Raw genomic sequence first — 22,402 nt, 5'->3', positions numbered from 1 at the left:
GCGCTGGTGACAATAGCAAGCCGAACGCAGTCAGCAAGGAGTGGCACGAGGCATGAGCAGTTCTACCAAGAAGCTGCACTTCTTTCGGCTCGTCTATACCTCTCGCATGGACGCCTCCAGCAAACCACGCCAGGTTCAGTGGAGGTCCAAGCTTTCCGAACAGAAAAGGAAAGGAACGTTTTTCGAGTTCGGGGAAGAGTCATCTTATGAGGCTGAGTTGCATGACGAGGGAACCCTCATTATGGGCAAGCGGGTCGATCCAAACGACTACCAACGCACGGACGGCCAGCGATTCGCCCCCATCGCCGATGATAACCAGGACAGTTACCTCGCTCGTGTGAATATTGCAGTTCTTTATGACTTCAACGCCTTCGCTGTCCTTGGAGCATCCGCCGAGGCCCCCGGAGTTAAGGTCATCGAAGCGTTGGCAAATACGCTTGACCCTGGCGGCGAAGGCGCTTGGAAGACTGAACCGATCATGAGCGATCCTGATATCAGCCAATTCAAGAAAGCTCGCAAGGTCAAGCGCATGACTGTACGAACAACCGTATTCCCGACTAACCTGCTTTCAGGCCTTAAAAACGAGGATTACGGCTCAGCGTTCGAGTCTTTTTCCGACGCCCTCGGGTCCGCTGAAGTCGAGCTCACCATGGACATCAAGGTCAAAAGGCCGAAAAACAACCAGGGCGCGCAGGATAAACTCAAGCAGTTCACTTCTGTTTTTATGGGGGACCCTGGACTCAAGAAGCTAGACGCGTATCCGACCGACACGGAGTTCACTCAAGACGTGCTCCGACTGGTCGAGTATCGCCTCACCCAGCAGGTTGAACTTCCTCAACAGCTAGACCCGGCAGCCATGTGCGAGGCTGTAGCGCGGGAAGCAGAGAAGCGTCAGAAGGAGGTGCAAGACTGGATAAAGAAAGCCGAGAGGCGCTAGGAGGGCATCATGATGCGACGTCGTGGAAGGGTGGTAGCCCGTTTCGTGCGCAACCATGCCGGTTGCGACCTGGTAGGTATGGTTCTCGGCGTCGCCGCCTGGCTCATCCCGACCGCTAGTGGTGACGATGCTCGTGCTCTTGCCACCGCAACAGCGAGTCTCATCGCTGTCTTGGCGGCGATCGTGACGTTCTCGCTCGGGTTCTTGTTTCAGTCCTCTAACGAGGCCGTGGTGGAACAACGAAGAAAACTTGGCAAGCATATGAGAACCACGTGGAAGTGGTGTGTCAGCATCATGCTGGCCGCTTCCGTCGCCCAACTGGTGGCAGTGGCGATCGCCATGACCTTCCCCCTCGCGGCGATGGTCACATGCTGGGCACTCATGGGGCTCGCACTCGCTGCAACATGGAGAGCCCTCGACGTGTTTGCTTTTACTGTCATGGTCGTCGACAACTGAATCCTTGCCGCAAGCTTGTTTCACTGTGAGCGCACGTAACGCGTCACAGCCTAGGGCCATGATCGTGGCATGGATCATCCATGGCAAAGATTGAGGGCACTCGACACGTGGGAGCTCGCATACATCACGAGCCGTATCGATGCGGCGTAAGAAAGGGAGCAGAAATGCCCGATGAGAACCCCAACCCCACCGCTAGCGGGAAGGACAAGAAGAAGTCCGGATGCCTAGCTGTCGCTGCATTGATCGTCGTGGTCATTGTCGCTTTCGCTTCGTGTGGCGGCGAAGGTGACAAGGCCGCCGATCCGAGTGGTGCCGCGTCCGAGAGTGCGCAGGTGGAGACGCAGAGTCAGGCCGCACAGGCAGCCGTATCCACGGCTGTTACTAGTAGCGCCAAGCCTGCCAAGGCGGCAGGGAAAGTCGGTCAGAGTACAGCCGCCGCTGCCCTTGCTGTACTGCCAGTCAAGGGGCGTGCCCCGAAGACCTGGTACTCGCGAGACCAATTCGGCCAAGCATGGGCCGACGTGGATCGTAATGGTTGCGACACCCGCAACGACATCCTGCGCCGCGACTTGGCCAACAAAACCTACAAGCCGGGTACGGGCGACTGTGCCGTTGCATCCGGCACCCTGTCCGACCCCTATACCGGGCGAACCATCGCTTTTAAGCGTGGTCCACACTCTAATGCTGTTCAGGTAGACCACGTGGTTGCCCTGTCGAATGCGTGGCAGACCGGAGCTCAGCAGCTGTCAGATGACAGCCGGGAGGCGTTCGCTAACGATCCGCTGAACCTGGTAGCCGTCGATGGCCCCACAAACGAGGCCAAGGGTGATGGTGATGCCGCTACGTGGCTGCCGTCCGGCAAGCCGTTCCGGTGCTCCTATGTGGCGCGCCAGGTGGCAGTGAAGAAGAAGTACCACCTGTGGGTGACCAAGCCCGAACGCGACGCCATCTCAGGTATCCTGCATAGCTGCCCTGGACAAAAAGTACCGAGCAGTTCCGTGATACCGGCAGTACGTGGCCACAGCGGCGGTACCCATGCCGCCAAGCCTCGCCATACAGTCCCCGCGACTCGCCATCCTGCGACCAGTGGGGCCACAAAACGCCACACGGCATCCAAGCCGACCAAGAAAGCCACGCATCACGCAGAACCCGGCTCATCGACAAGGAAGCGGCCAAGTGAGGGGAAGGTTCACGGGGGAGCCTTCTGTACAAACGAAGGCGCACAGGGCGTGACCACAAAAGGAACAACGCTGACGTGCAAGATTGCCAAGGATGGCCGTCTACGCTGGGAAAAGTGACCGGTGGCCGTCCAGGACTTGTGGCGTGACCGTCACGGTCACCCGACACGGCGTGATGGTCGCGGGAAGCGTTACCGGGTCGTCGTGCCGGGCTGGCCGTCGACGGCATGCCGCACCAAGGCCGAGGCCGACCGGTTGCACGCCATCCGGCTCACAACAAAGCCGCCACGCCCCGAGGATGGGCGCACCGTCGGTGAGCTGGTGAGCGTGTGGCTGGACGGGAAGCGCGGCCTGAGCCCCAAGGGTTTCGCGGCAGCCGAGCTGGCGGCCTCCTATGTGCGTGACCGCTGGGGTGACGTTCCGCCTGACGATGTTGATGCCGCCGACGTGCAGGCGTGGCTGGCGTCGCTGCGCACAGCCAAAGGCCCCGCGTCAGCGTCGCTCAAACACAAGGTGTTGCAGTGCACCCGGGGGGCGCTGGCTGGCCGGGTCGATCTGGCGTCAGTGTCAGTACCGCGCGAGGTGCGCCGAGATGTGCACCCGTTGAGCATGGACGAGCTACGGACTCTGGCCGACGAGATTGGCCAAGGCCGCGACGACTCGGCGGCTCTGGTGTGGCTGCTCGGCACGACAGGTCTACGTATCGGGGAGGCTCTGGCGCTGAACGTCGGCGATGTTGACGTGCGGCGTCGCCGGGTCAGGGTTCACCGCTCCAAGACTGGCGGGGGTCGCGATGTGCCGGTGCCTGCGTCGGTGCTGGCGATGCTTGATCTGTCCCGCGACCCGGCTGATCCGTTGGTGCGCGGGGCGCATGGAGGGCGGCTACACAAGGACCCGTGGCGGCAGCGGCGGTTCCGTCCGGCCTGTGATCAACTGGGCTGGGATGGGGTGCGTATCCACGATCTGCGGCACACGGCTGCATCGCTGGCCATCGCCAGCGGGGCCGACGTCAAGGCCGTGCAGCGGATGCTCGGGCATGCGTCGGCGACGATGACACTGGACCTGTACGGGCATCTGTGGGATCGCGGGCTGGATGATGTGGCGGATCGCATGGACGCCATGATGGCAGATGCCGACCGTACCCAATCCGTTGCGTCATCTCCTGACTAGGCGTGACGCCTGCTTTGGGAGCAGGAGACCGCAGGTTCGAGTCCTGTCGCCCCGACCGCCTCGTGTTCAGTCGAAGTGCGGCTGTGCGCGGAATGTGATGCCACAACGGTGAGGAAAAATGAACAGCCTCGGACTGCATCCAGCGCGTCCTGGGTGATGCTCCTTCGTGTAAGCTTGTAGCTACGTCGTGTCTGCAAGGACACCTGATGCCATTGCAGTCAAAGGTCATGCTGGTACGCGGCAAGCCATTCCGGGTGTCTACCAGTATCAGCGTTGGTGGAGGGGGTAGGCGCCACGGGCAGGGATTGGGCACCTGGGTACTCCCACGGAGGTTCTCCGGTGAGTCGTGGTGATGGCATCCCATCTCCACAGCAGGCGTGGATCGTCCCGGTCCGCTGTGTGCTTGCCACGACGATACGGGCGACAACAACATCCAAGACTGGTCGTTGTGGTCAACGGAACGGGGCAGGCAAGGTCAATCAGCCCAGTGGTCGATGGGTCGAAGTATGATCAAAGGTACGAACGTGGTGAGGGACTTCATGGCGCGCCACCCGTGGTGGTGTGCTCTCGTTGTCTCTGCCATGGTTCTCATACCGAGAGCGGGAATATGGTTAGCTGCTGGGTTTTGGCTCGCGATCATTGGTAATCGTATTGGGAGCAAGAATGTATTGCCTGCCGCAAGGGTGGCTGTCAAGGTAGATTCTTTGGGGCCTTCGACGAATTATTACGTCGGGGACAGAGTTACACGGTACGATGTTTTCGGAATGTGCTATTACACAGTTCCCCGATCGATTGTTGGATTAACAACGTTATGCGTTGAGCGTGAACCTCGGAATAGTCACGACCACAACGCTCTCAAGGTAAGCATAAATGGTCATCAGATCGGTTACATGTCGGTATGGGCCGCCGCCGAAATAGCTCCAGAATGGGATGCCCTCGGTGTGACGTCAATGGAGGTTCACGGACGCGTCATGAGCACCCTCGGCGCTTATGTCGAGGTGCCGACGAATGATGCCCTCCGTGCGGCGCTGTCACGACAAGGTACGGACCAGGGCCGACGCCCCATCCTGCTGAGGGGTCACGCATTGTCATTACCGTCGGCATCGGTGATGGCTCGCACACAAGTGCCAGTTCACCCGTGGGGGCCATGTACCCGTAGCCGTAAGCTGGTGGTGACGAAGAAATCCAAAGCTGGCATTTCTCGAGTCTGTCAGTCTTATGGTCAGAACGGTAAGCATGACAAGGCTCGGCTGGATGATCTCGACGCCCACATAAGGCTGACCGTGAATCACAAACTTGCCGTTTTCATCGACGATGTCCAAGTTGGAATGGTCCCAGATGAAGTGAGGGAATCATATCTCAATGTGGTCGAGGCTCTTGACTCCTCGGATCGATGCTTGTCAGTTCCGGCATCGATCTGGATGACGTATCAGCGCGGTTTTCGAGCCGGAGCGAGCATCGCATTGCCGCTACCCGATGAGATTGCGACCCCCGTCGGAATGCCACAGGGGCCAGTCGCAGTCTTGCCGCGGGGTCGTAAGGTGCAGGTGACCCGAGAAGAGGACCACATGGAGGCACTGTTGGGCCTACTTGACGGCGAGCATTCCGTGCCAGTGGTGGCAGAACTTGAATCCTGCATAAAACAACTCAAGACGACTCAGAAAACAGTGGTTGGCGTCAAGGTGTGCGGTGAGATGGTGGGCTTGTTGTCAACCCAGACGAGTCAGCACTTTCTTCCGGTCGTCGAAGTGTGCGAGGACGCAGGAATTGCGTTGGTCTGTCACGGCAGGGTCACCGGTAACCAGCTGAAAGTCGATCTCGTCCTCGAGGCTGCCAAAGGCAGCGAATTACCTCCAGAGTGGGTCGACGACAACGTACATGGGCACGCCAACAAGCCCGTCGGAGAAGCGGGAGCTCCGGTGTCTTCGCCATACCGGTGAATCTATCCATCAGGTGAATTCATGCTGAGCGTCTCACCGGGACTCTGATCGGCCACGGCAGCTCATGGCAATGCGAGAATGTCTCGAGCTCACTGTTCGGAGCAGCCATTGACCGGTATTCCAAGGCTCGAGCGTTCTCAAGATGTGCTGGGCATCCCCAGCCGAAACGGAGGCGCTCAGCAACGGGCTGGGCTGATCGGACCAACTCACGACAAGCTCATCGCGGGCTCGCGACGCCGCCACGTACAGCAGCGACCGCTCCCGGAGCAGAGCCTGGTCTTTCTCATCCTGATCGAAGTCGTATGCCTTGATGCCCATGGGGATGGACCGCGAGGAGACCCCCAAGAGGTACACCTTGCTGAACTCGATGCCTTTGGCACGATGCATGGTCATGACGACCGGCGCCCCCGGCGGTATCGAACCGTGATCAACGGCTCGGGTCTGTACTCCCCGTTCATGCAGCGCATCTACTACTCGCTCGCGCTGTGACCGGTCCCTCACCAGCACCGCCGTGGTCTCGGGTTGTTCGCCCCTCGCCCATTGTCCGACGACCTGGGCCAGGACGTTGAACTCCTCGGTGATTGTGCCACACGGGTGGGTGGAGACCTCAGGTCCGCGTCGAGCCGACCGGTACTGCGTTAGCTCGTCGTCGCCACCATCCAGGTCTACGTAGGACCCGCCCTCGAGCACCTTGGCCGACCAGCGAAGTATCTGCGCCGTGGTGCGGTAATTGAGGGTGAGTCGCCGCGAACGGCCTCTCGTCATGATGTCGTAGCGCGACAGCACCAACCGGTGCCCGTATATGCGCTGGTGAGAGTCCTCAGCGATGAAGATGTCATTCGGCCCCTCGGGCACCAGTGATCGGATGAGCCTCCAGTGGGCCGGGGCGAGGTCCTGGCCCTCATCGACAAGGACATGATCGGCGACGTCACGATGGCTGGTGAGGTACTGCCCGGCAATAGCTGCCGCCTCGACGAACGAGATGGTGCCATCCATACGAGATCGCTCGCGATACGCATTCACCAGCTGCCACACCTCATCACGATCGCGACGATTGAGTCGGAAACCTCGCCCGGGGCGTCGCACCCGCAGATACTCTTCCTGCGTCGTGATGAGACTCGGCAAGACAATGTGCTCGTACTCGGTCTCGAGCAGTCGGTGGTGAGCCAGCCGCTCGGGTACGGTGCCGCGAGCCTGATCAACGACGTCGCGCCACAGCCGCGACGGCGTGCGCCCGGTCAGATCAGTGCGGGGGGGGGTGTCCCTATGTTCCCCGTCAAGCGGCGAGGGGCAGGGGTGATGGCTCTCGCGTTGGGGTGGGGGCCCGGTAGGGCTCCCGGTTCTTGAGCATGGCGAACAGGACATCACAGCGTCGGCGTGACAAGCAGATGAGGGCGGCGTTGTGCTTCTTCTTGCCCTGGGCTCGTTTGCGGTCGTAGTAGGCCTTGGAGGTGGGGTCTGAGCGCAGTGCGGCGAAGGCGGACAGGAACAGGGCTCGTTTGAGGTGTTTGTTGCCAGAGCGGGCGGGAAACTCGCCGCGGATGCTGGTTCCGGATCGTCGGGTGACTGGGGCGAGTCCGGCGTAGGCGGCGAGGTGTCCGGCGGTGGGGAATTGGGAGGCGTCGCCGACGTCGAGCAGGATCCGTGCTGCGGTCCTGACCCCGACGCCTGGCATCGAGGTCAGGACCTCGGCAAGAGGGTGAGCATCAACAACCTGTTCGATCTGCGCCGCGAGTGCGTGTCGCTGGTCCAGCGTCTGGCGCAGCGATGCAGCGAGTTGGGGCAGGACCTGCTCGGCTGCGGCGGTTCCGGCAACGATGACGGTCTGCTCGGCCAGGGCGGTGGTGATGGCATCGGCGAACTCTTGGGCGCCGCGCGGGTAGGCCTTGCTGATGACCCGCAGCAGCTTGGACTTCGACGCAGCGGCCATGGCCTGGGGCCCGCCGAGCTGCTCGATCACCGCGAGGCCTTGCTTGGTGGTCAACCGGGGTCCGACAACGCGTTCCAGGGCCGGGTGGATCTGGGTGAGCAATCCTCGGATGCGGTTCGACAGCCGGGTCGCTTCGGCGGCGAGGTCCTCGTCGAACCCGACCAACACCTTCAGCTCCGCGAGGGTTTCCTCGCCGGCGTCGACCCGGCGCAGGGTGTGGGGCATGGTCCTCGCGGTGTCGGCGATGACGAACGCGTCGCGGGCGTCGGTCTTGGCGTTGCCCGGGTAGAGGTCTGCTGCGCGGCGCATGGCCAGCCCGGGCAGGTAGGCGACCTGGATTCCCATGGACCGGGCGACCGCGATGGGTAGTGCTCCGATTGTGTTCGGCTGGTCAACGATCACCAGGACCCGGCCATGGGTCTGGAGCTTGTCGAAGAGTTCCTCGAGGCGCTTCTGGTCCTGGGGCAGGGGCTTGTCGAAGACCTTCCGGCCAGCAGCATCCAATGCGCAGGCGTGGTGGCCGGTCTTGCCAACGTCCAGCCCGCACCAGATGTCGAAGCCGCTGTCCTGATTCATGACAACCGCCATCCTTCCATCCCGAGATGAACGGTCGCCCGGGTGGTGATGCATCAGCTGCCGGCACCCACGTTACGAAGAGACCTTTGAAGCAGGCCGTGTCCCTATCAGCGGTCGGCTGGCGCCACCAAGCCCGGTGACAACACCCCCCGGATCATTCATGAGACAGGGGCAGCAAGTCATGCCGGGCCCGACGACCGTGACCCCTCCTTACGGGGCCACCAGCAAGGTAACGGGGGGGCTCCGAGGACGGCCCTGACTGCCCCAGCGCGGACGCTCGCGGCAGGGTCGGATCAAGTGACTTCAGGGTCTCCGACAGTTCATTGGCGAGGTTCGTCGTGAAAGTCGTGACGACGATGCGGGCATCGGGGTTCTCGCGAGCCAGCGATGCAGCCCGGTGAAGGATGACAACAGTCTTGCCGGTTCCGGCCCCGCCGCCCAACCGAAACGGCCCGTTCCACCGGCCGTTGACGAATCGATGCTGTGTCGGATGCAGGAACACTCGCCACGCCCCGAAGTCTCCGTCCTCGATGACCCGTCGCAACTCGTCCTCACCCTCAATCATGGCGAATTCCATGGCCGCCGCAGGGCTGCGCAGACTATTGAGCAGCGCGGCGTCAGACTCGCGAGACACGTCCTTGTGGGGCGCCGGTTCCTGTTCTGCCTCGGACTCTTCCGGCGGCTCGAGCAGCTCCTCGCGCACCTGGTCTGGCGTCTTGCCGGTGGCCAGATTGATGAGTGCGGCCCCCTGCCACCCACTCAGCGGCGCGGCCATGTCGAGTATGGCGTCTTCGCTGGTGAGAGTGAGTGCGGCATCGACGAGGTTGGCGTCGAGCCCGAGGGACAGCATGTCTGCCCGATCAGCGGTGATGATGGGAGAGGATCCTTGGACGGGGCTCGTCAGGGGGCGCTGACGTATGGCTTGCTGACACTCGTAGTGTCGGCGTCGCTGGACGGTTCAGCCTCTTTGATCTCAGGGATTCCGTTGAGAGGGTTGATGGCGAGTTCGACGCGCGAGGCCACGTTGTAGGCCTGGTCGTGGTTGTAAATGCCCTCGAGGACATAGTGGTTACGCCCCTCACCGGTGATCTTGAACAGCACGGCGCGGTACTGGTCGTCGACGCGGCCGGTCCGTACTCTGCTGTCGCGGCAGTTTTTCACCTTCTCGACATTCAGGCCGGGCATCGCGTCATCGGCGGCGAGTTTGGCCAGGAAGGTGTACGTCTTCGCCTTGAGGAATTCGCCTGCTTCGACATGACGATCGTCGGCTCAGCCATGGTGTCCTTCCCCCGACTCCACGTTTTCCAACGCCGCGGTGATGTCGTGTGCTGTTGCCTGCACCAGTGTCCATCCGTCCTTGGCCAGTAGTTCCTCGTCGCCGGATTCCGATTCGAAGATGACTGCTATACCCTCCTCGGGCCATGACAGGTCAAGCATGATGCCCTCGGAACCGATCTCCTCGCCGGCCACCGGTTCAGCTACCCCATGCGCCGCGAGATCCTGCAACAGATCGGAATGCTCGGGTGAGGGGTCGAGGATCTCGAAGACGGCGGGCCAGGGGACGTGTGCAATGTCGATCGCCGGCGTGGTGACGGCCGTCTCCTGCCCACTCGGCTGCTGCGGTGTGGCACAGCCGAGGATGACCGTCTGGTCCGATGCATCGCGCAGCATGAGTGCGTTGCTCAGCGCAAGCCACCGACGCCACGCGTCCAAGAAATCGGACTCGTTGGCGTCGTCGTCGAGAACAACGCAGATGTCGCTGGCCGGTGGGAAGCTGACCGGTCGTAGTCGGGTCCGAATGCTCAAGAGGCTGTCCTCACTCCACCAGATGCGCGTATCCTCAGGCGTGTGTTGCGGCTACCGGGGTCGCTTCTCGTGGATCCAGCGGAATGGTGTCCAGGTGTTCGTAGAACGTCGCCGTGGTGCCACGGACGAGGTCTGACAAGCCCTGAACCGTCACGAGCTGTCCGTCGTCGGTCTGCTCAACAGTGCTGACGAGCCACTCCTCGTCACACACTTGGACGACGGAACCTGGCGCGACGGTGATCGTCATGGTCAACTCCATCCTCGTGATTGCTACCGCCCGTCTCGGCGCCAATGACGACGCGTCCGTCGCCGATCGGGCGGACTCGACCACTCGTTGCGCTGGCAGACACCGTCGTGACGGTATCTGCATGCGAACGATATACGACGAGCGTTCACCCCTTGTCCAAGGGTCACTCCGCTGAGTGGTCACTGAGGAGTCGTGAGCTGATCCTGATTCTTGCCTGCGGGCAGTGACGTGAACAGGGCCACCATGAGGCCGATGAGACCGACGGACAGGCCGATGTGTCCAAGTCCTGCAATGCCGGAGATCACGGGGGAGACGTCGGTATGTCCGTTGATCTGCATGATGCCGTGGACGACGAGCGTGGTGATCGTCACCACCAGGCCAAGGTTGAATCCCCAAAAATACGTGGCGAAGGCACCGCGGTGCTGCGACAGAGTGAATGCCTGCTCTAAGAGGAGCGCGATGAGGGTCAGCATGAAGCCCAGCGCCAGGCTGTGGGTGTGCACCACCTTGAGCTGGGTCCAGCCGGTGAAATCGTGGGCCTTGGTGAACTCGCGGTAGAACACTCCGCCGACCAGGCCAATGACTAACCAGGTCGCCGCGCAGGTTGCAAGCTTCTTCAACGGTGTCATGAGGCCATCACATCATGGGAATCGGCTGTGGACATGGTCCGAAAGGTTGATATCTGGGTGACGAGCGGACGGGTTCAGGACGTTCCGACGTACCGTGCCACGACGGATGTGACGTCAACGGTCAATCCATGTATGCTGTCGGGGTCCCGTTGGGGACATGCGGATGTAGCTCAATGGTAGAGCCCCAGTCTTCCAAACTGGCTACGCGGGTTCGATTCCCGTCATCCGCTCGCTGATCGCCCCGAGCCGTCTGGCACGGGGCGAATTTCTTTTATCAGCACGAGGCTCCCCGCATCAGCTCCATGACGACCTGATGGCTGCGTTCCAGACTCGGCAGCGGCAGGAATTCGCATCGGGAATGGAAATTGTGGGCGCCGGTGAAGAAATTCGGGGTGAAGATGCCTTGGGTGGACAGCCAGGAGCCGTCGGTCCCACCACGCATTGACCGGTGGATGGGCTCGACTCCCACGGCCGACATGGCGTCGAGCAATCGTTGGGCAGCGATCGCGTTGTCGGGGGTCTTGGAGTCTTCGAGATTGGCATAGATGTCCTCGAAGGTGACGTCGATCCGCGCCCGAGGATGAGCTGCGCGCACTTGCTCGACGACATGTCGAATCTCGTCCTTGCGCTCCTCGAAACGGGCACGGTCGTGGTCACGGATGTTCAGATCAACTGTCGTCGCCGACTGGTCGCCGTGGATGGCATCGACCCAGATGTAGCCCTCGCGGTCCTTGGTGCACTCCGGAGTCTGGGCCGGGTCGAACCTCCCGATGAGGTCGTGGGCAACGAGGATCGGATTGACCAGAACGCCAAATGCGCTCATCGGATGGGCTGCAACTCCCTCGATCACCACCGTCGCGTAGGCGGCGTTGAAGGTGGCCTCGACCACCTCACCGAGCTCGCAGCAGTCCAGGGTGTACGCCCAGTCGACCGGGAATCGCTCGAGGTCCATCGTCCGTACTCCGCGCAGTCCGATCTCCTCATCGGGTACGAAGGAGAGGTACACCTCCGGATGGGGCCGCGAATCGGCCATCAATGTGACGACAGCCTCCATCACCGACGCCACGCCAGCCTTGTCGTCGGCCCCCAGCACGCTGGTTCCGTCGGTCACCAGGATGCGTTGGCCCACGTAGGCGTCGATCTCTGGGTGTTCCTCACGGCGGATCCACTGGTCACCACCCAGGTGGATGTCCCCACCGGGGTGTTCGATGATCCGGGCGTGGACGTCTGGGCTGAGGCCTGAGTCAGCGGTGTCAAGGTGGGTGCAAAAGCCGATTGTCGGCGCCTTCGTGCCATCAGGCAGGGTCGATGGGATCCGTGCCGTCAGCACGCAGGTGTCGCTGAGATGAATGTTCTCGACGCCGGCTTCCTCGAGTTCCATGGCCAGCAACTGCGCAAATTCCCACTGCCCCTGCGAGGAGGGAACAACGGTGGCGGAGGCGTCACTCTGACTGGATATTGCGCTGTAGCGCAGGAAACGAGTGGCGAGAGCGTCCTGGAGTTCGATGGATGTAGTGCTCACGGCGGGCTTCCTCTCATGGGCGAATGCACGGACGAATCATCATCGGGATCATTCCAGAATCTGCGTGCGGCCGAGGGGAATAGTCGGCATAGGCGTGGTGACTCTGGAAAAACGCGGGTAGCGGACCATCAGATCACCTCGAAGGCGTCTCATTGGCTCGCATGCCACCACATCGCTAGAATCGGATGGAATGTGTGTTCCCTGAAACGGGGACGACAGAATCGGAACCACAGGAGAAACTTCGTGCCCAGCACCCTTGAGAAGCTCAGCACCAACCGTGTGAAGCTCACGATCGAGATGCCCTTCGATGAACTGAAGCCCAGCCTTGACAAGGCTTACAAGGACATTGCCGACCAGGTGAACGTCCCCGGCTTCCGTAAGGGAAAGGTGCCGGCTCCGGTCATCGACCAGCGTTTCGGCCGTGGCGTCGTCCTTCAGGAGGCCATCAACGACGCGCTGCCCGCCGCTTACGGCAAGGCCGTCGAGGAGAATAAGGTCGTTCCCCTTGGTCAGCCCGAGATCGAGGTGACCAAGCTGGAGGACGGTGAGGTCGTCGAGTTCACCGCAGAGGTGGACGTCCGTCCTGAGTTCGACCTGCCTGATCTCTCCGCCATCTCCGTCGAGGTGCCCGCCGTCGAGGTGCCTGACGAGGATGTCGACGAGCGCGTCGAGACCCTGCGCCAGCGTTTCGCCACCAACACTGAAGTCGAGCGCGCTGCCGCCAAGGATGACCTCGTTACCATCGACCTGGCTGGCACCCGCGACGGTGAGGCCCTGGAGGACGCCACCGCTTCCGGCGTCACTTACAAGGTCGGCTCTGAGGGCATGCTCGAGGGACTCGACGAGGCGGTCACCGGTCTGAAGGCCGGCGAGTCCGCCGACTTCCACTCCACTCTCGTCGGTGGCCCGCTGCGCGGCCAGGAGGCCGACATCAAGGTCACCGTCACCAAGGTCTGCGAGCAGGAGCTCCCGGCCGTTGACGACGACTTCGCCCAGCTCGTCAGCCAGTTCGACACCGTCGACGAGATGCGTGCCGACCTGCGCACCGCCCTCGAGAACATGGCCCGTCTGGACCAGGCTGCCGACGCTCGTGACAAGGTCCTCGAGGAAGTTATCTCCAAGATTGACATCGAGCTGCCGACCGCCCTCGTCGACGCCGAGCTTGAGGCCCGTCGTCAGCAGGTCAGCCAGCAGCTGACCCAGGCTGGCATGACGGTCGAGGAGTACCTCGAGGAGTCCGAGGAGGAGGCCGACAACGCCGACGACTTCTGGGCTGAGATCGAGAAGCGCTCCCTCGACGCCCTCAAGGCTCAGGTCGTCCTCGACAAGATGGCTGACGACGACGAGATCGGCGTCGAGCAGAATGAGCTGACCGAACTGCTCTTCCGCAAGGCTCAGCAGAACGGAACCTCCCCTGAGGAGGAGGCCCAGCACATGATGCAGCACAACCACCTGCCAGACTGGATGCAGGAGATCCGTCGTGGCAAGGCTCTGGCCTCGATGGTCGGTACTGCCACCGTCAAGGATTCGAAGGGTGAGGCCCTCGAGCTCGACCGCATCCAGCCCGACGGCACCATTGCCGACAAGCCGGCGGAGACCGAGAACTCCGACGAGGAGGCCGAAGGCAAGACTGAGGCTTCCGCCGAGGAGGCCAAGGCCGAGAAGAAGCCCACTGCCAAGAAGCCCGCTGCGAAGAAGGCTCCGGCCAAGAAGCCCGCTGCCAAGAAGACGACCTCCAAGAAGGCCGCCGATAAGGACAAGGTTGACGAGAAGCCTGCTGCCAAGAAGCCGGCCGCCAAGAAGTCGACTGCGGCCAAGTCGACCAAGTCGGCTGCCAAGGAGGACAAGTCTGAGTGACGATCCGGGACGGCAGTCCCCTAGGATCGACATGATCCGTTGATGACCGGCGTCGTGCGGGTTTTCCGCGCGGCGCCGGCTTCATGTCAACCTGAGGAAGTCCGATGAGCAAACGCCCCTCACGCACCCCACGGCCTCGACGCCGGATCTCCGTTGCTCCCGCCACCCGTCAGTTGCGCAATGTGCGCCAGATGGTGGCCGACGACATCGCGGTGGCCCGCGCTGTCGAGCGCGGCGAGGTCGAGACCGACGAAGCAACGCTCGAGGAGCGGCCGACTCATGGCGCGACGAGTGCCAAGATGGCTGCTGAGTCCGGTCTTCAGCCTCAGCCCAAGGACGAGGAGAAGGCCAAGGCTGCGTCCAGCAAGCACGGCTTGCCCAAGGTTACGATCGTCCTTCTCACCCTGGCCGCAGCGTGGCTCGGGCTGAGCTTCCTCCACGAACTCTCCAGCGTCATTACGCCGCTGTTCTTCGCCCTGAACCTGCTCATCACGGCATACCCGATCCACACCTGGCTCGTAAAGCACAAGTGCCCGAGGTGGATTTCCGCCACATCAGCCGGCACCGTCGTCGTCATCGTGTTGGCAGCGGGAATGGCTGGAATGGTGTGGTCGGTCGCGGCCATGATCAACCAGCTGCAGAGCTACATCCCGCAGATGGAGAAGACCTACACCCAGCTGTTGAACTGGTCGACGCAGCTCGGCTACTCCCAAGAGGTCATCACCGAGAAACTCAAGAAGATTGATCCTCAGCAGGTGATGTCGGTCGTGACATCCTTGGCCTCGGACACCACGAGTGTGGTGACGATGATCGTCGTCATCCTGACGGGCATGATCTTCATGGTCATGGACACCCCGCAGATGCACGATCGTCTTCGTCTGGCTGGTAAGCGGAAACCCGACGTCGTCATCGCCCTCGAGTCCTTTGCCAGCGGTATTCGCAAGTACTGGCTCGTCACGACGGTGTTCGGTCTCATCGTTGCGCTCTTCGACTGGGCGGCCCTGCTCATTATTGGTGTCCCTCTTGCCGGGGTGTGGGCGTTGTTCAGCTTCCTGACGAACTACATCCCGAACATCGGCTTCATCATCGGTGTCATCCCGCCGGCCCTGCTGGCTCTCTTCGGCGACGGTTGGGTTGCGGCACTTGCTGTGATCATCGCTTATTCCGTGCTCAACTTCGTCATCCAGTCCATCATTCAGCCGAAGTTCGCGGGTGACGCCGTCGGCCTGACTCCGACGATGTCCTTTGTCTCCCTGTTGTTGTGGGGCTGGGTCTTCGGTGCGCTGGGAACCCTCATCGCTCTACCGTGTTCGCTGCTCGTCAAGGCGACCCTCATCGACCACGACCCGGGCGCCCGGTGGGCCAATGCTCTCATCTCCTCCCGACCTACTGAGGGCCTTGAGGATAACCCGGATGAGGAGCATGCCGACCTCGTCGAGGACCGCTGAAGGCGAAAGCCCCTGGAACTGTCGTTCCCACAAGGTAGGTTCAGAATCGTGAACCACAACACTTCGATCACTTCCCAGGGCATGCCCGCCATGGCCGGCCCCGAGACCGGCGGTGCCGGGATGACCGACAACGTCTACCAGTCGTTGCTGCGCAACCGCATCGTCTTCCTCGGGTCCGAGGTCAAGGACGAGAATGCCAACGCGCTGTGCGCCCAGATGTTGCTGCTCAACGCCGAGGATCCCGAGGCTGACATCTACCTGTACATCAACTCCCCGGGTGGCTCGGTCACCGGCGGAATGGCGATCTACGACACCATGCAGTGGATCTCCAACGATGTCGCCACGGTGACGATGGGTATGGCTGCCTCAATGGGCCAGTTCCTGCTGACTGCCGGTACCCCCGGCAAGAGGTACGCCCTGCCGCATGCCAAGATCCTCATGCATCAGCCTTTGGGTGGCGTCGGCGGTACCGCCACGGAGATCGCCATCAACGCCAAGATGCTCAAGGACACCAAGCGGGAGCTCTCCCAGCTCAATGCCGACCACTCCGGCCACACCTTGGAGCAGATCCTCGAGGACTCCGACCGTGACCATTGGTTCACCGCTCAGGAGGCTCTTGAGTACGGGCTCATCGACCACGTCTACAGCAACGCGTCGCAGCTCCGCGGCGACGCCCCCAATCAGTGAGGTGACCATGGGATTCAACGCCTTTGACAGGAGTCGGCTGGCCGCCTTGAACGCCGAGCAGGCCGAGCAGGCTGCTCCTGGTGGGCTGGCCCCGGCAAGTCCGCGCAACGACTACTACATCCCGCAGTGGGAGGAGCGCACCTCCTATGGCGTGCGTCGTGTCGATCCGTACACCAAGCTGTTCGAGGATCGCATCATCTTCCTCGGCACCCCGGTGACCGACGACATCGCCAATGCCGTGATGGCTCAGCTGCTGTGCCTGCAGTCGATGGATGCCGATCGCCAGATCAGCATGTACATCAACTCGCCCGGTGGCTCCTTCACCGCGATGACGGCGATCTACGACACCATGAATTACGTGCGTCCCGATGTTCAGACGATCTGTCTGGGCATGGCAGCCTCGGCTGCGGCCGTGTTGCTGGCTGCGGGGGCGAAGGGGCAGCGTCTGTCCCTGCCGAACTCGACCATTCTCATCCATCAGCCGGCGATGGGTCAGGCCACCTATGGCCAGGCCACCGACATCGAGATCCTGGACGACGAGATTCAGCGCATCCGCAAGCTCATGGAGGGCATGTTGGCTGATGCGACCGGTCAGAGCGTCGAGCAGGTGTCCAAGGACATCGACCGCGATAAGTACCTGACCGCCCAGGGCGCCAAGGAGTACGGCCTGATCGACGACGTCCTCACCTCTCTGTGAGGTCGCCGGACTAGTTCTCGTCCGGCGTGTGGTGGCCCTCGAGTCTCGAGGGCCACTGCAGGGTTCCTTGTCGTCACCCAACACGGGAGGCGACAACGACGGGGTAGATACCGTCCACGGCTATGGTGGACGGCGCACACCTCGGGGAACGAACGCCCGGAGGGACGTGACGATGTTGGCCTGCCGACAAGGAGGAGAGCCGGATGGCGCGGATTGGTGAGAGCGGGGACCTCTTCAAGTGTTCCTTCTGCGGAAAGAGCCAGAAGCAGGTCAAGAAGCTCATCGCTGGCCCCGGGGTCTACATCTGTGATGAGTGCATCGATCTGTGCAACGAGATCATCGAGGAGGAGTTCTCCTCCTCTGAAGAGGTCGGTGGCCTCGACGAGTTGCCCCGTCCTCGTGAACTGTGTGAGTTCCTTGATGCGTGGGTGATTGGGCAGGAGGAGGCCAAGCGCACCCTCTCGGTGGCTGTCTACAACCATTACAAGCGAATTCAGTCCGAGGTCGACGTGCCGCACGCCCGCCGCGCCGAGGACGATGGGGTGGAGCTCGGCAAGTCGAATATCCTCATGCTCGGGCCGACGGGTTGCGGCAAGACCTATCTCGCCCAGACGATGGCTCGTCAGCTCAACGTTCCCTTCGCGATGGCTGATGCCACGGCTCTGACCGAGGCCGGCTACGTCGGTGAGGACGTCGAGAACATCCTGCTCAAACTGCTCCAGGCCGCTGACTTCGACGTCAAGCGTGCCGAGCGGGGAATCATCTACATTGACGAGATCGACAAGGTGGCTCGCAAGTCGGAGAATCCGTCGATCACTCGTGACGTCTCTGGTGAAGGAGTCCAGCAGGCTCTGCTGAAGATCCTCGAGGGGACGGTCGCCTCGGTGCCGCCCCAGGGCGGACGCAAGCATCCCCAGCAGGACTTCATCCAGATCGACACCACCAACATCCTCTTCATCGTGGGCGGCGCCTTCGCTGGTCTGGAAGACATCATCACGAAGCGGATCGGTACTCGTCCGCTCGGGTTCAACAACGATCCAGGAGTTCGCGACGCCATCGAAGGACCGGAGGCCTTGAGCCTGGCCCGCCCGGAGGACCTTCACGAGTTCGGGCTCATCCCGGAGTTCATCGGTCGTCTGCCCATGGTCACGGCCGTTCATCCGCTGGATCGCCACGCCTTGGTGCGTATCCTCACTGAACCGCGCAACGCCCTGACCCGTCAGTTCGAGAAGCTCTTCGAACTCGATGGCGTCGAGTTGACCTTCACTGACAGAGCCCTAGAAGCCATAGCCGACAAGGCCGTGGCCCGGGGGACCGGTGCTCGCGGTCTGCGAGCCATCATCGAGGAGACCCTCATGGACGTCATGTTCGACGTACCCTCCCGTGATGACGTCGCCCGTGTTGTCGTGACCCGCGAAGCCATCGAGGGGGAGGGGAAGTGCCAGTACCTGTCCTCACCGAGCTTGGCGCACGGGCGAGGACGGTTGTCGGCCTGACCTCAGTGCTCGTCGAGAACTTCGGCAAGCAGCTTGTCAGCCCGTTTCTGCAGGTTCGAGACGGACTTGCGGCGTTCCTTGCCGCGTTGCACCTTGACCAGCGGAATGCGGGATGCGATGTCGTTGGCCTCGTCGCGCCATTCCTGGGCCTTGGAGCTGGGCGAGCGGTCGGCATACTCCAGCACGCGATCCACGGTGAGCTGAACCCGTCCCAGCGCTGTCTTCGAGGTCGCCGACTTACGGGCCTTGTCGTAGCCTGATTTCGCCCATGCCTCGGCACGGCCGTCCGTGTTGATGGAATCCCACAGATCCTTGGCCAGCGGTGTTCCGGCGGCTATGGCCGTCTTGACGAGCTTCGACTTCGCGGACTTTCGCGTACCTGCCATGGGGTTACTCCTCCTGTTGCTCTCCTGACAAGACGGTACCCTGACACCTATGGCAACCGGATATCTGCGATACCCCGATGTCCACGGTGACCTCGTGGTTTTCACTGCTGACAACGACTTGTGGTTGGTCCCCGTCCTTGGAGGACGGGCAAGTCGGCTCACCAGCGATCACGTCATGGTCCGTAATCCTCGTTTTAGTCCGAACGGCACGAAGATTGCGTGGACCTCTTACCTGGGTCAGCGACCCGAAGTCTTCGTCATCGACCTGGCCACGGGCGACCAGCGCCGGCTGACCTGGCTGGGAGCTGCTCGCAACCTCGTGGTGGGATGGCAGGACGACGAGCACGTGGTGTTCTCGTCTCCGCATCAGACCAATGACGTCGGTCTGTCCTGGCTGTACACGGTGTCCCTGGACGGCCACGTCGAGCGTCTTGGATACGGGCCAGGAATGGACCTGGCCGTGAACGCGGACGGTGCTGTCGCCGTCGTCACCCCGAACTCTGGAGACTGCTCGCGCTGGAAGCGCTATAGGGGTGGCACGGCCGCCCAGATCTGGCTGCGTCCTGCTGGGGTGGGCAGTTTCCTGCGCGTGCTGCGGGACGGCAACGACGACCACGACGGTCGATACGCCGCCGCGGGACGTTACGGCGTTGGCTGGGTCGACGGTCGACTCCTCTTCAGTTCCGACATGAGTGAAGACGACTGCCCGCGCGCCCAGGCCCAGCTCTGGTCGGTTGACGGTCAGGGCCATGACCTGCGTCAGCACACCCATCACGGCGAGGATCAGGGTTACGTTCGCGACCCTCGTACTGATGGAAGGACGATCGTCTACCACGCTCACGGTGCGCTCTGGGCAATGACTGGCCTCGACGCCGAGCCTCAGCGTCTCGAGATCGATCTTGGTGTCGGAGCACCCCAGCGTGTTCCACTGGACCCCACCGACCGTCTGGAGGCCGTCGTCTCCGACCACGGCGGCGACGGATCCCTGCTGGAGTGGCGGGGAGCTGCCTACTTCCTCACCCACCGCTCCGGCCCGGCTCGAGCCCTTTCGGCAGCAGACGGGGTCAGGCTCCGTGAACCGCGCGTTCTTGGCCAGACTGGTCAGGGGGTGTGGGCCAGCGACGTCGAGGGAGAGGACTGCCTCGAGATCGCCAATCTCGACGGCACCGGCGATGTCCATCGCGTGGCGCAGGGACAGATCGGTCGTGTACTGCACATGGCACCAGCCCCCGATGGTACGAAGGTCGCCCTCGTCAGCCATGACGGTCGCATCCTCATCGTCACCATGGCCGACGGTGCCGTCCGCCAGATTGCGAATTCCCCGGAGGGTGAGGCCAGCGGTCTGGTGTGGTCCCCGGACTCGCGCTATCTGGTGTGGCGTTCACCGGTTGCCTCCGGAGACGCCATGATCGGTCAGATTCGTTGCTGGGACGAACAGGAGATGGGGGAGTCCTTCGCCCTCACTCGCGGTGCCTTCGACGACTCATGCCCGGTCTTCACCGCCGACGGCAAGTACCTCGTCATGCTGTCGGCCCGCACCTTTGACCCGAACTACGACGGCCAGACCTTCGACCTGTCCTTCGGACACACGCAGCGTCCGTGGTTGGTTCCGCTGAGCGCCACCGAGGTGTCCCCCTTCGGTCCGTCCTCCCAGGGATGGCAGATCAGCGAGGTCCAGGACGCCAAGGCCAAGGCCACCGCTGAGGCTGGCAATGACGGCGACAAGACTCCCGAGGTCGTCTGCAACCTCACCGCTGATGGCTTCGAGGAGAGGATGGTGCCCTTCCCGGTGCCCTCGGGCTCCTATCGCGGACTGGCAGCGGTCAAGGATGGCCTGGTCTGGATCGAGATTGCCGATCGTGGTGGCGAACTCGGAGCTACTCGTGCCGGTGTCAGCGGGGAAGTCCCCAGCGACGTGTTGTGGCACTACAACCTCGTCAACCGTCATCTCGACAAGCTCTGCGAGCACGTCGACTCCTACTCGGTCTCCGGTGACGGGGAGCGTCTGGTGGTGCGTTACAAGGATGACGTCATCGTCGTTCCCTCCTCCCACAAGGTGGACGACGACGACCCGGCGTGCATTCGCGTCGATCTGTCGCGGCTGCGTCGAACCATTGATCCGCGTGCCGAATGGCGTCAGATGTTCGACGAGAATGGCCGCCTGATGGCCAGCCACTACTGGCGTGAGGACATGAACGGCGTCGACTGGGACGGCGTGCTGAATCGGTACCGTCCGCTCGTTGATCTGTGCCATGTCGTCGACGACCTCCACGACATCCTGTGGGAGACCGTCGCGGAGCTCAACACCTCGCACTCCTACGTCTCTGCAGCGGGGGCTTCCGGTGATCCCGACATGCGTGCGGGTCTGCTGGGCGCTGACGTCAGCAGCGAAGGCGATGGGGCCAAGGTCGTCCGCGTCGTTCCCGGTGAGTCCTCGGACCCGCGCGCCTGGTCCCCGTTGCGGGCGGCTGGGGTCGCAGTGGCCGACGGTGACGTCGTCGTCGCGGTGGATGGCCGCAAGGTTGGCGTCGACGGCACCCTTGGCGAGCTCCTGGAGGGATCCGCCGGACGGGTCGTCGAGCTGACGGTGTGCCGGGGCGAGGACCAGCGGCAGGTCGCCGTCGTGCCGATGGCCGACGAGGCCCCGCTGCGCTACCACGACTGGGTGGCGTCTCGTCGCCGCTATGTCGAGGAACACTCGGGCGGACGGCTCGGTTACCTGCACGTGCCGGACATGGTGTCCGACGGCTGGGCCGAGCTGCACCGTCAGATCAACGAGGCGACCAGCCATGAGGGCGTCATCGCCGACGTGAGGTTCAACCACGGTGGCCACACCTCCCAGCTGGTCGTCGAGAGGCTGGCTCGCAAGGTCGTCGGATGGGACTTCAGCCGTTGGTGCGAGAGTCCTACCACTTATCCGCAGAACGCGGTGCGCGGACCGATCGTCATGGTCACCAACCAGTGGGCGGGCTCCGACGGCGACATCGTCTCGGCCGTCACCCAGGCCATGGGGTACGCCACCGTCGTCGGGGAACGCTCCTGGGGAGGTGTCGTCGGGATCGATGGACGATTCGACCTCGTCGACGGCACCTCGGTGACCCAGCCGCGGTACGCCGGGTGGTACGGCGACTACGGGTGGGGCGTGGAGAACCACGGCGTTGACCCTGACATCGAGGCCGTCGTCTCGCCGGAGGATTGGGAGTCCGACCGCGACATCCAGCTCGACGCCGCCATCGACGTCTGCCTGTCCGAGCTGGGGGAGCATCCTGCCGCCACGGCGCCTGCGTTCCCGGCCCCGGTCTTCGGTCAGCCGCGGCAGGACTGACGCGCTCACGGGATCCTTCCGACGTCGGGGTCGTAGGAGCCTGCGGACGAATCACGTCAAGCGCCAATGAGAAGACCGACGGGCGAGGCCCGAAGACCCCGCCCGTCGGCTCACC

General features: G+C 62.6%; 14 protein-coding genes, 1 tRNA gene and 5 pseudogenes. 12 read left to right on the top strand and 8 right to left on the bottom strand.

What is annotated here, in order from left to right; genetic code table 11:
• The first annotated feature begins 52 nt into the window (after positions 1-52).
• The 5 genes and pseudogenes from ACP8ML_RS08300 (at position 53) to ACP8ML_RS08280 (ending at position 5,681) form a co-directional block, all read left to right on the top strand.
• The gene (locus ACP8ML_RS08300) at positions 53-937 is read left to right on the top strand and encodes a hypothetical protein (protein ID WP_117188689.1); all 885 of its coding nucleotides are present in this window, start codon (positions 53-55) and stop codon (positions 935-937) included.
• A gap of 9 nt (positions 938-946) precedes the next feature.
• A complete protein-coding gene (locus ACP8ML_RS08295) occupies positions 947-1,393 on the top strand; it encodes a hypothetical protein (protein WP_117188691.1) in 447 nt (148 codons plus the stop codon).
• Positions 1,394-1,725: 332 nt separating this feature from the next.
• Positions 1,726-2,385, top strand: a pseudogene (locus ACP8ML_RS08290) (HNH endonuclease family protein); the annotation flags it as partial.
• 309 nt (positions 2,386-2,694) lie between these two features.
• Positions 2,695-3,741, top strand: a complete 1,047-nt coding sequence (locus ACP8ML_RS08285; RefSeq protein ID WP_117188695.1) for a tyrosine-type recombinase/integrase — start codon at positions 2,695-2,697, stop codon at positions 3,739-3,741.
• 506 nt (positions 3,742-4,247) lie between these two features.
• The gene (locus tag ACP8ML_RS08280; RefSeq protein ID WP_036975374.1) at positions 4,248-5,681 is read left to right on the top strand and encodes an HIRAN domain-containing protein; all 1,434 of its coding nucleotides are present in this window, start codon (positions 4,248-4,250) and stop codon (positions 5,679-5,681) included.
• A gap of 159 nt (positions 5,682-5,840) precedes the next feature.
• On the opposite strand, the pseudogene ACP8ML_RS08275 reads toward ACP8ML_RS08280, so the two are convergent.
• From ACP8ML_RS08275 to ACP8ML_RS08250, 6 genes and pseudogenes are all read right to left on the bottom strand, one after another.
• Positions 5,841-6,935, bottom strand: a pseudogene (locus tag ACP8ML_RS08275) (3'-5' exonuclease); the annotation flags it as partial.
• 22 nt (positions 6,936-6,957) lie between these two features.
• Positions 6,958-8,187: an IS110 family RNA-guided transposase gene (locus ACP8ML_RS08270; protein ID WP_486702910.1), complete on the bottom strand. Its 1,230-nt coding sequence runs from the start codon at positions 8,185-8,187 to the stop codon at positions 6,958-6,960.
• Positions 8,188-8,440: 253 nt separating this feature from the next.
• A pseudogene (locus tag ACP8ML_RS08265) lies at positions 8,441-9,464 on the bottom strand (UvrD-helicase domain-containing protein); the annotation flags it as partial.
• Positions 9,457-10,017: pseudogene (locus tag ACP8ML_RS08260) on the bottom strand (DEAD/DEAH box helicase); the annotation flags it as partial. The pseudogenes ACP8ML_RS08265 and ACP8ML_RS08260, both read right to left, overlap by 8 nt.
• Positions 10,018-10,042: 25 nt before the next feature.
• Positions 10,043-10,240: pseudogene (locus ACP8ML_RS08255) on the bottom strand (DEAD/DEAH box helicase); the annotation flags it as partial.
• 179 nt (positions 10,241-10,419) lie between these two features.
• Positions 10,420-10,869 carry a DUF2871 domain-containing protein gene (locus ACP8ML_RS08250; RefSeq protein ID WP_117188598.1) on the bottom strand — a complete coding sequence of 150 codons (450 nt, stop codon included), beginning with the start codon at positions 10,867-10,869 and terminating at the stop codon, positions 10,420-10,422.
• A gap of 159 nt (positions 10,870-11,028) precedes the next feature.
• Here ACP8ML_RS08250 and ACP8ML_RS08245 point away from each other — a divergent pair.
• A tRNA-Gly gene (locus tag ACP8ML_RS08245) sits at positions 11,029-11,099 on the top strand.
• Between the two features lie 44 nt (positions 11,100-11,143).
• Here ACP8ML_RS08245 and ACP8ML_RS08240 read toward each other — a convergent pair.
• Positions 11,144-12,391 (bottom strand): peptidase T, encoded by a 1,248-nt coding sequence (locus ACP8ML_RS08240; RefSeq protein WP_117188596.1) that lies wholly within the window; start codon positions 12,389-12,391, stop codon positions 11,144-11,146.
• A gap of 243 nt (positions 12,392-12,634) precedes the next feature.
• Here ACP8ML_RS08240 and tig point away from each other — a divergent pair, with 243 nt between their 5' ends.
• The 5 genes from tig (at position 12,635) to clpX (ending at position 18,576) form a co-directional block, all read left to right on the top strand.
• Positions 12,635-14,248, top strand: a complete 1,614-nt coding sequence (tig, locus tag ACP8ML_RS08235) for a trigger factor (RefSeq protein ID WP_117188592.1) — start codon at positions 12,635-12,637, stop codon at positions 14,246-14,248.
• A 191-nt stretch (positions 14,249-14,439) separates the two neighbouring features.
• Positions 14,440-15,696, top strand: coding sequence for an AI-2E family transporter (locus ACP8ML_RS08230; RefSeq protein ID WP_486703070.1), 1,257 nt, complete (start codon positions 14,440-14,442; stop codon positions 15,694-15,696).
• Positions 15,697-15,777: 81 nt separating this feature from the next.
• Positions 15,778-16,383, top strand: coding sequence for a ClpP family protease (locus ACP8ML_RS08225; protein ID WP_002516946.1), 606 nt, complete (start codon positions 15,778-15,780; stop codon positions 16,381-16,383).
• Between the two features lie 7 nt (positions 16,384-16,390).
• Positions 16,391-17,080, top strand: coding sequence for an ATP-dependent Clp protease proteolytic subunit (locus tag ACP8ML_RS08220; RefSeq protein WP_016665810.1), 690 nt, complete (start codon positions 16,391-16,393; stop codon positions 17,078-17,080).
• A 203-nt stretch (positions 17,081-17,283) separates the two neighbouring features.
• Positions 17,284-18,576: an ATP-dependent Clp protease ATP-binding subunit ClpX gene (gene clpX / locus ACP8ML_RS08215; RefSeq protein WP_016665809.1), complete on the top strand. Its 1,293-nt coding sequence runs from the start codon at positions 17,284-17,286 to the stop codon at positions 18,574-18,576.
• A gap of 2 nt (positions 18,577-18,578) precedes the next feature.
• On the opposite strand, the gene ACP8ML_RS08210 is transcribed toward clpX, so the two are convergent.
• Positions 18,579-18,962 carry a hypothetical protein gene (locus ACP8ML_RS08210; RefSeq protein ID WP_004808763.1) on the bottom strand — a complete coding sequence of 128 codons (384 nt, stop codon included), beginning with the start codon at positions 18,960-18,962 and terminating at the stop codon, positions 18,579-18,581.
• A 49-nt stretch (positions 18,963-19,011) separates the two neighbouring features.
• On the opposite strand from ACP8ML_RS08210, the gene ACP8ML_RS08205 reads away from it, so the two are divergent.
• Positions 19,012-22,287 (top strand): S41 family peptidase, encoded by a 3,276-nt coding sequence (locus ACP8ML_RS08205; RefSeq protein ID WP_117188590.1) that lies wholly within the window; start codon positions 19,012-19,014, stop codon positions 22,285-22,287.
• Positions 22,288-22,402 lie beyond the last annotated feature (115 nt).

It is taken from the genome of Cutibacterium sp. LaCa_255 (assembly GCF_057458005.1).
The sequence above is the reverse complement of the archived record's forward strand: the minus strand, read 5'-3'. Positions and strand labels throughout refer to the sequence as shown.

Excerpts from the sequence above, each read along its gene's own strand:
- ACP8ML_RS08220 (WP_016665810.1), top strand. The coding sequence starts at position 16,391 with ATGGGATTCAACGCCTTTGACAGGAGTCGGCTGGCCGCCTTGAACGCC.
- ACP8ML_RS08250 (WP_117188598.1), bottom strand. The coding sequence starts at position 10,869 with ATGACACCGTTGAAGAAGCTTGCAACCTGCGCGGCGACCTGGTTAGTC.
- ACP8ML_RS08230 (WP_486703070.1), top strand. The coding sequence starts at position 14,440 with ATGGTGGCCGACGACATCGCGGTGGCCCGCGCTGTCGAGCGCGGCGAG.
- ACP8ML_RS08205 (WP_117188590.1), top strand. The coding sequence starts at position 19,012 with ATGGCAACCGGATATCTGCGATACCCCGATGTCCACGGTGACCTCGTG.
- ACP8ML_RS08295 (WP_117188691.1), top strand. The coding sequence starts at position 947 with ATGATGCGACGTCGTGGAAGGGTGGTAGCCCGTTTCGTGCGCAACCAT.
- ACP8ML_RS08270 (WP_486702910.1), bottom strand. The coding sequence starts at position 8,187 with ATGAATCAGGACAGCGGCTTCGACATCTGGTGCGGGCTGGACGTTGGC.
- clpX (WP_016665809.1), top strand. The coding sequence starts at position 17,284 with ATGGCGCGGATTGGTGAGAGCGGGGACCTCTTCAAGTGTTCCTTCTGC.
- ACP8ML_RS08225 (WP_002516946.1), top strand. The coding sequence starts at position 15,778 with ATGCCCGCCATGGCCGGCCCCGAGACCGGCGGTGCCGGGATGACCGAC.
- ACP8ML_RS08300 (WP_117188689.1), top strand. The coding sequence starts at position 53 with ATGAGCAGTTCTACCAAGAAGCTGCACTTCTTTCGGCTCGTCTATACC.
- ACP8ML_RS08280 (WP_036975374.1), top strand. The coding sequence starts at position 4,248 with ATGATCAAAGGTACGAACGTGGTGAGGGACTTCATGGCGCGCCACCCG.
- ACP8ML_RS08210 (WP_004808763.1), bottom strand. The coding sequence starts at position 18,962 with ATGGCAGGTACGCGAAAGTCCGCGAAGTCGAAGCTCGTCAAGACGGCC.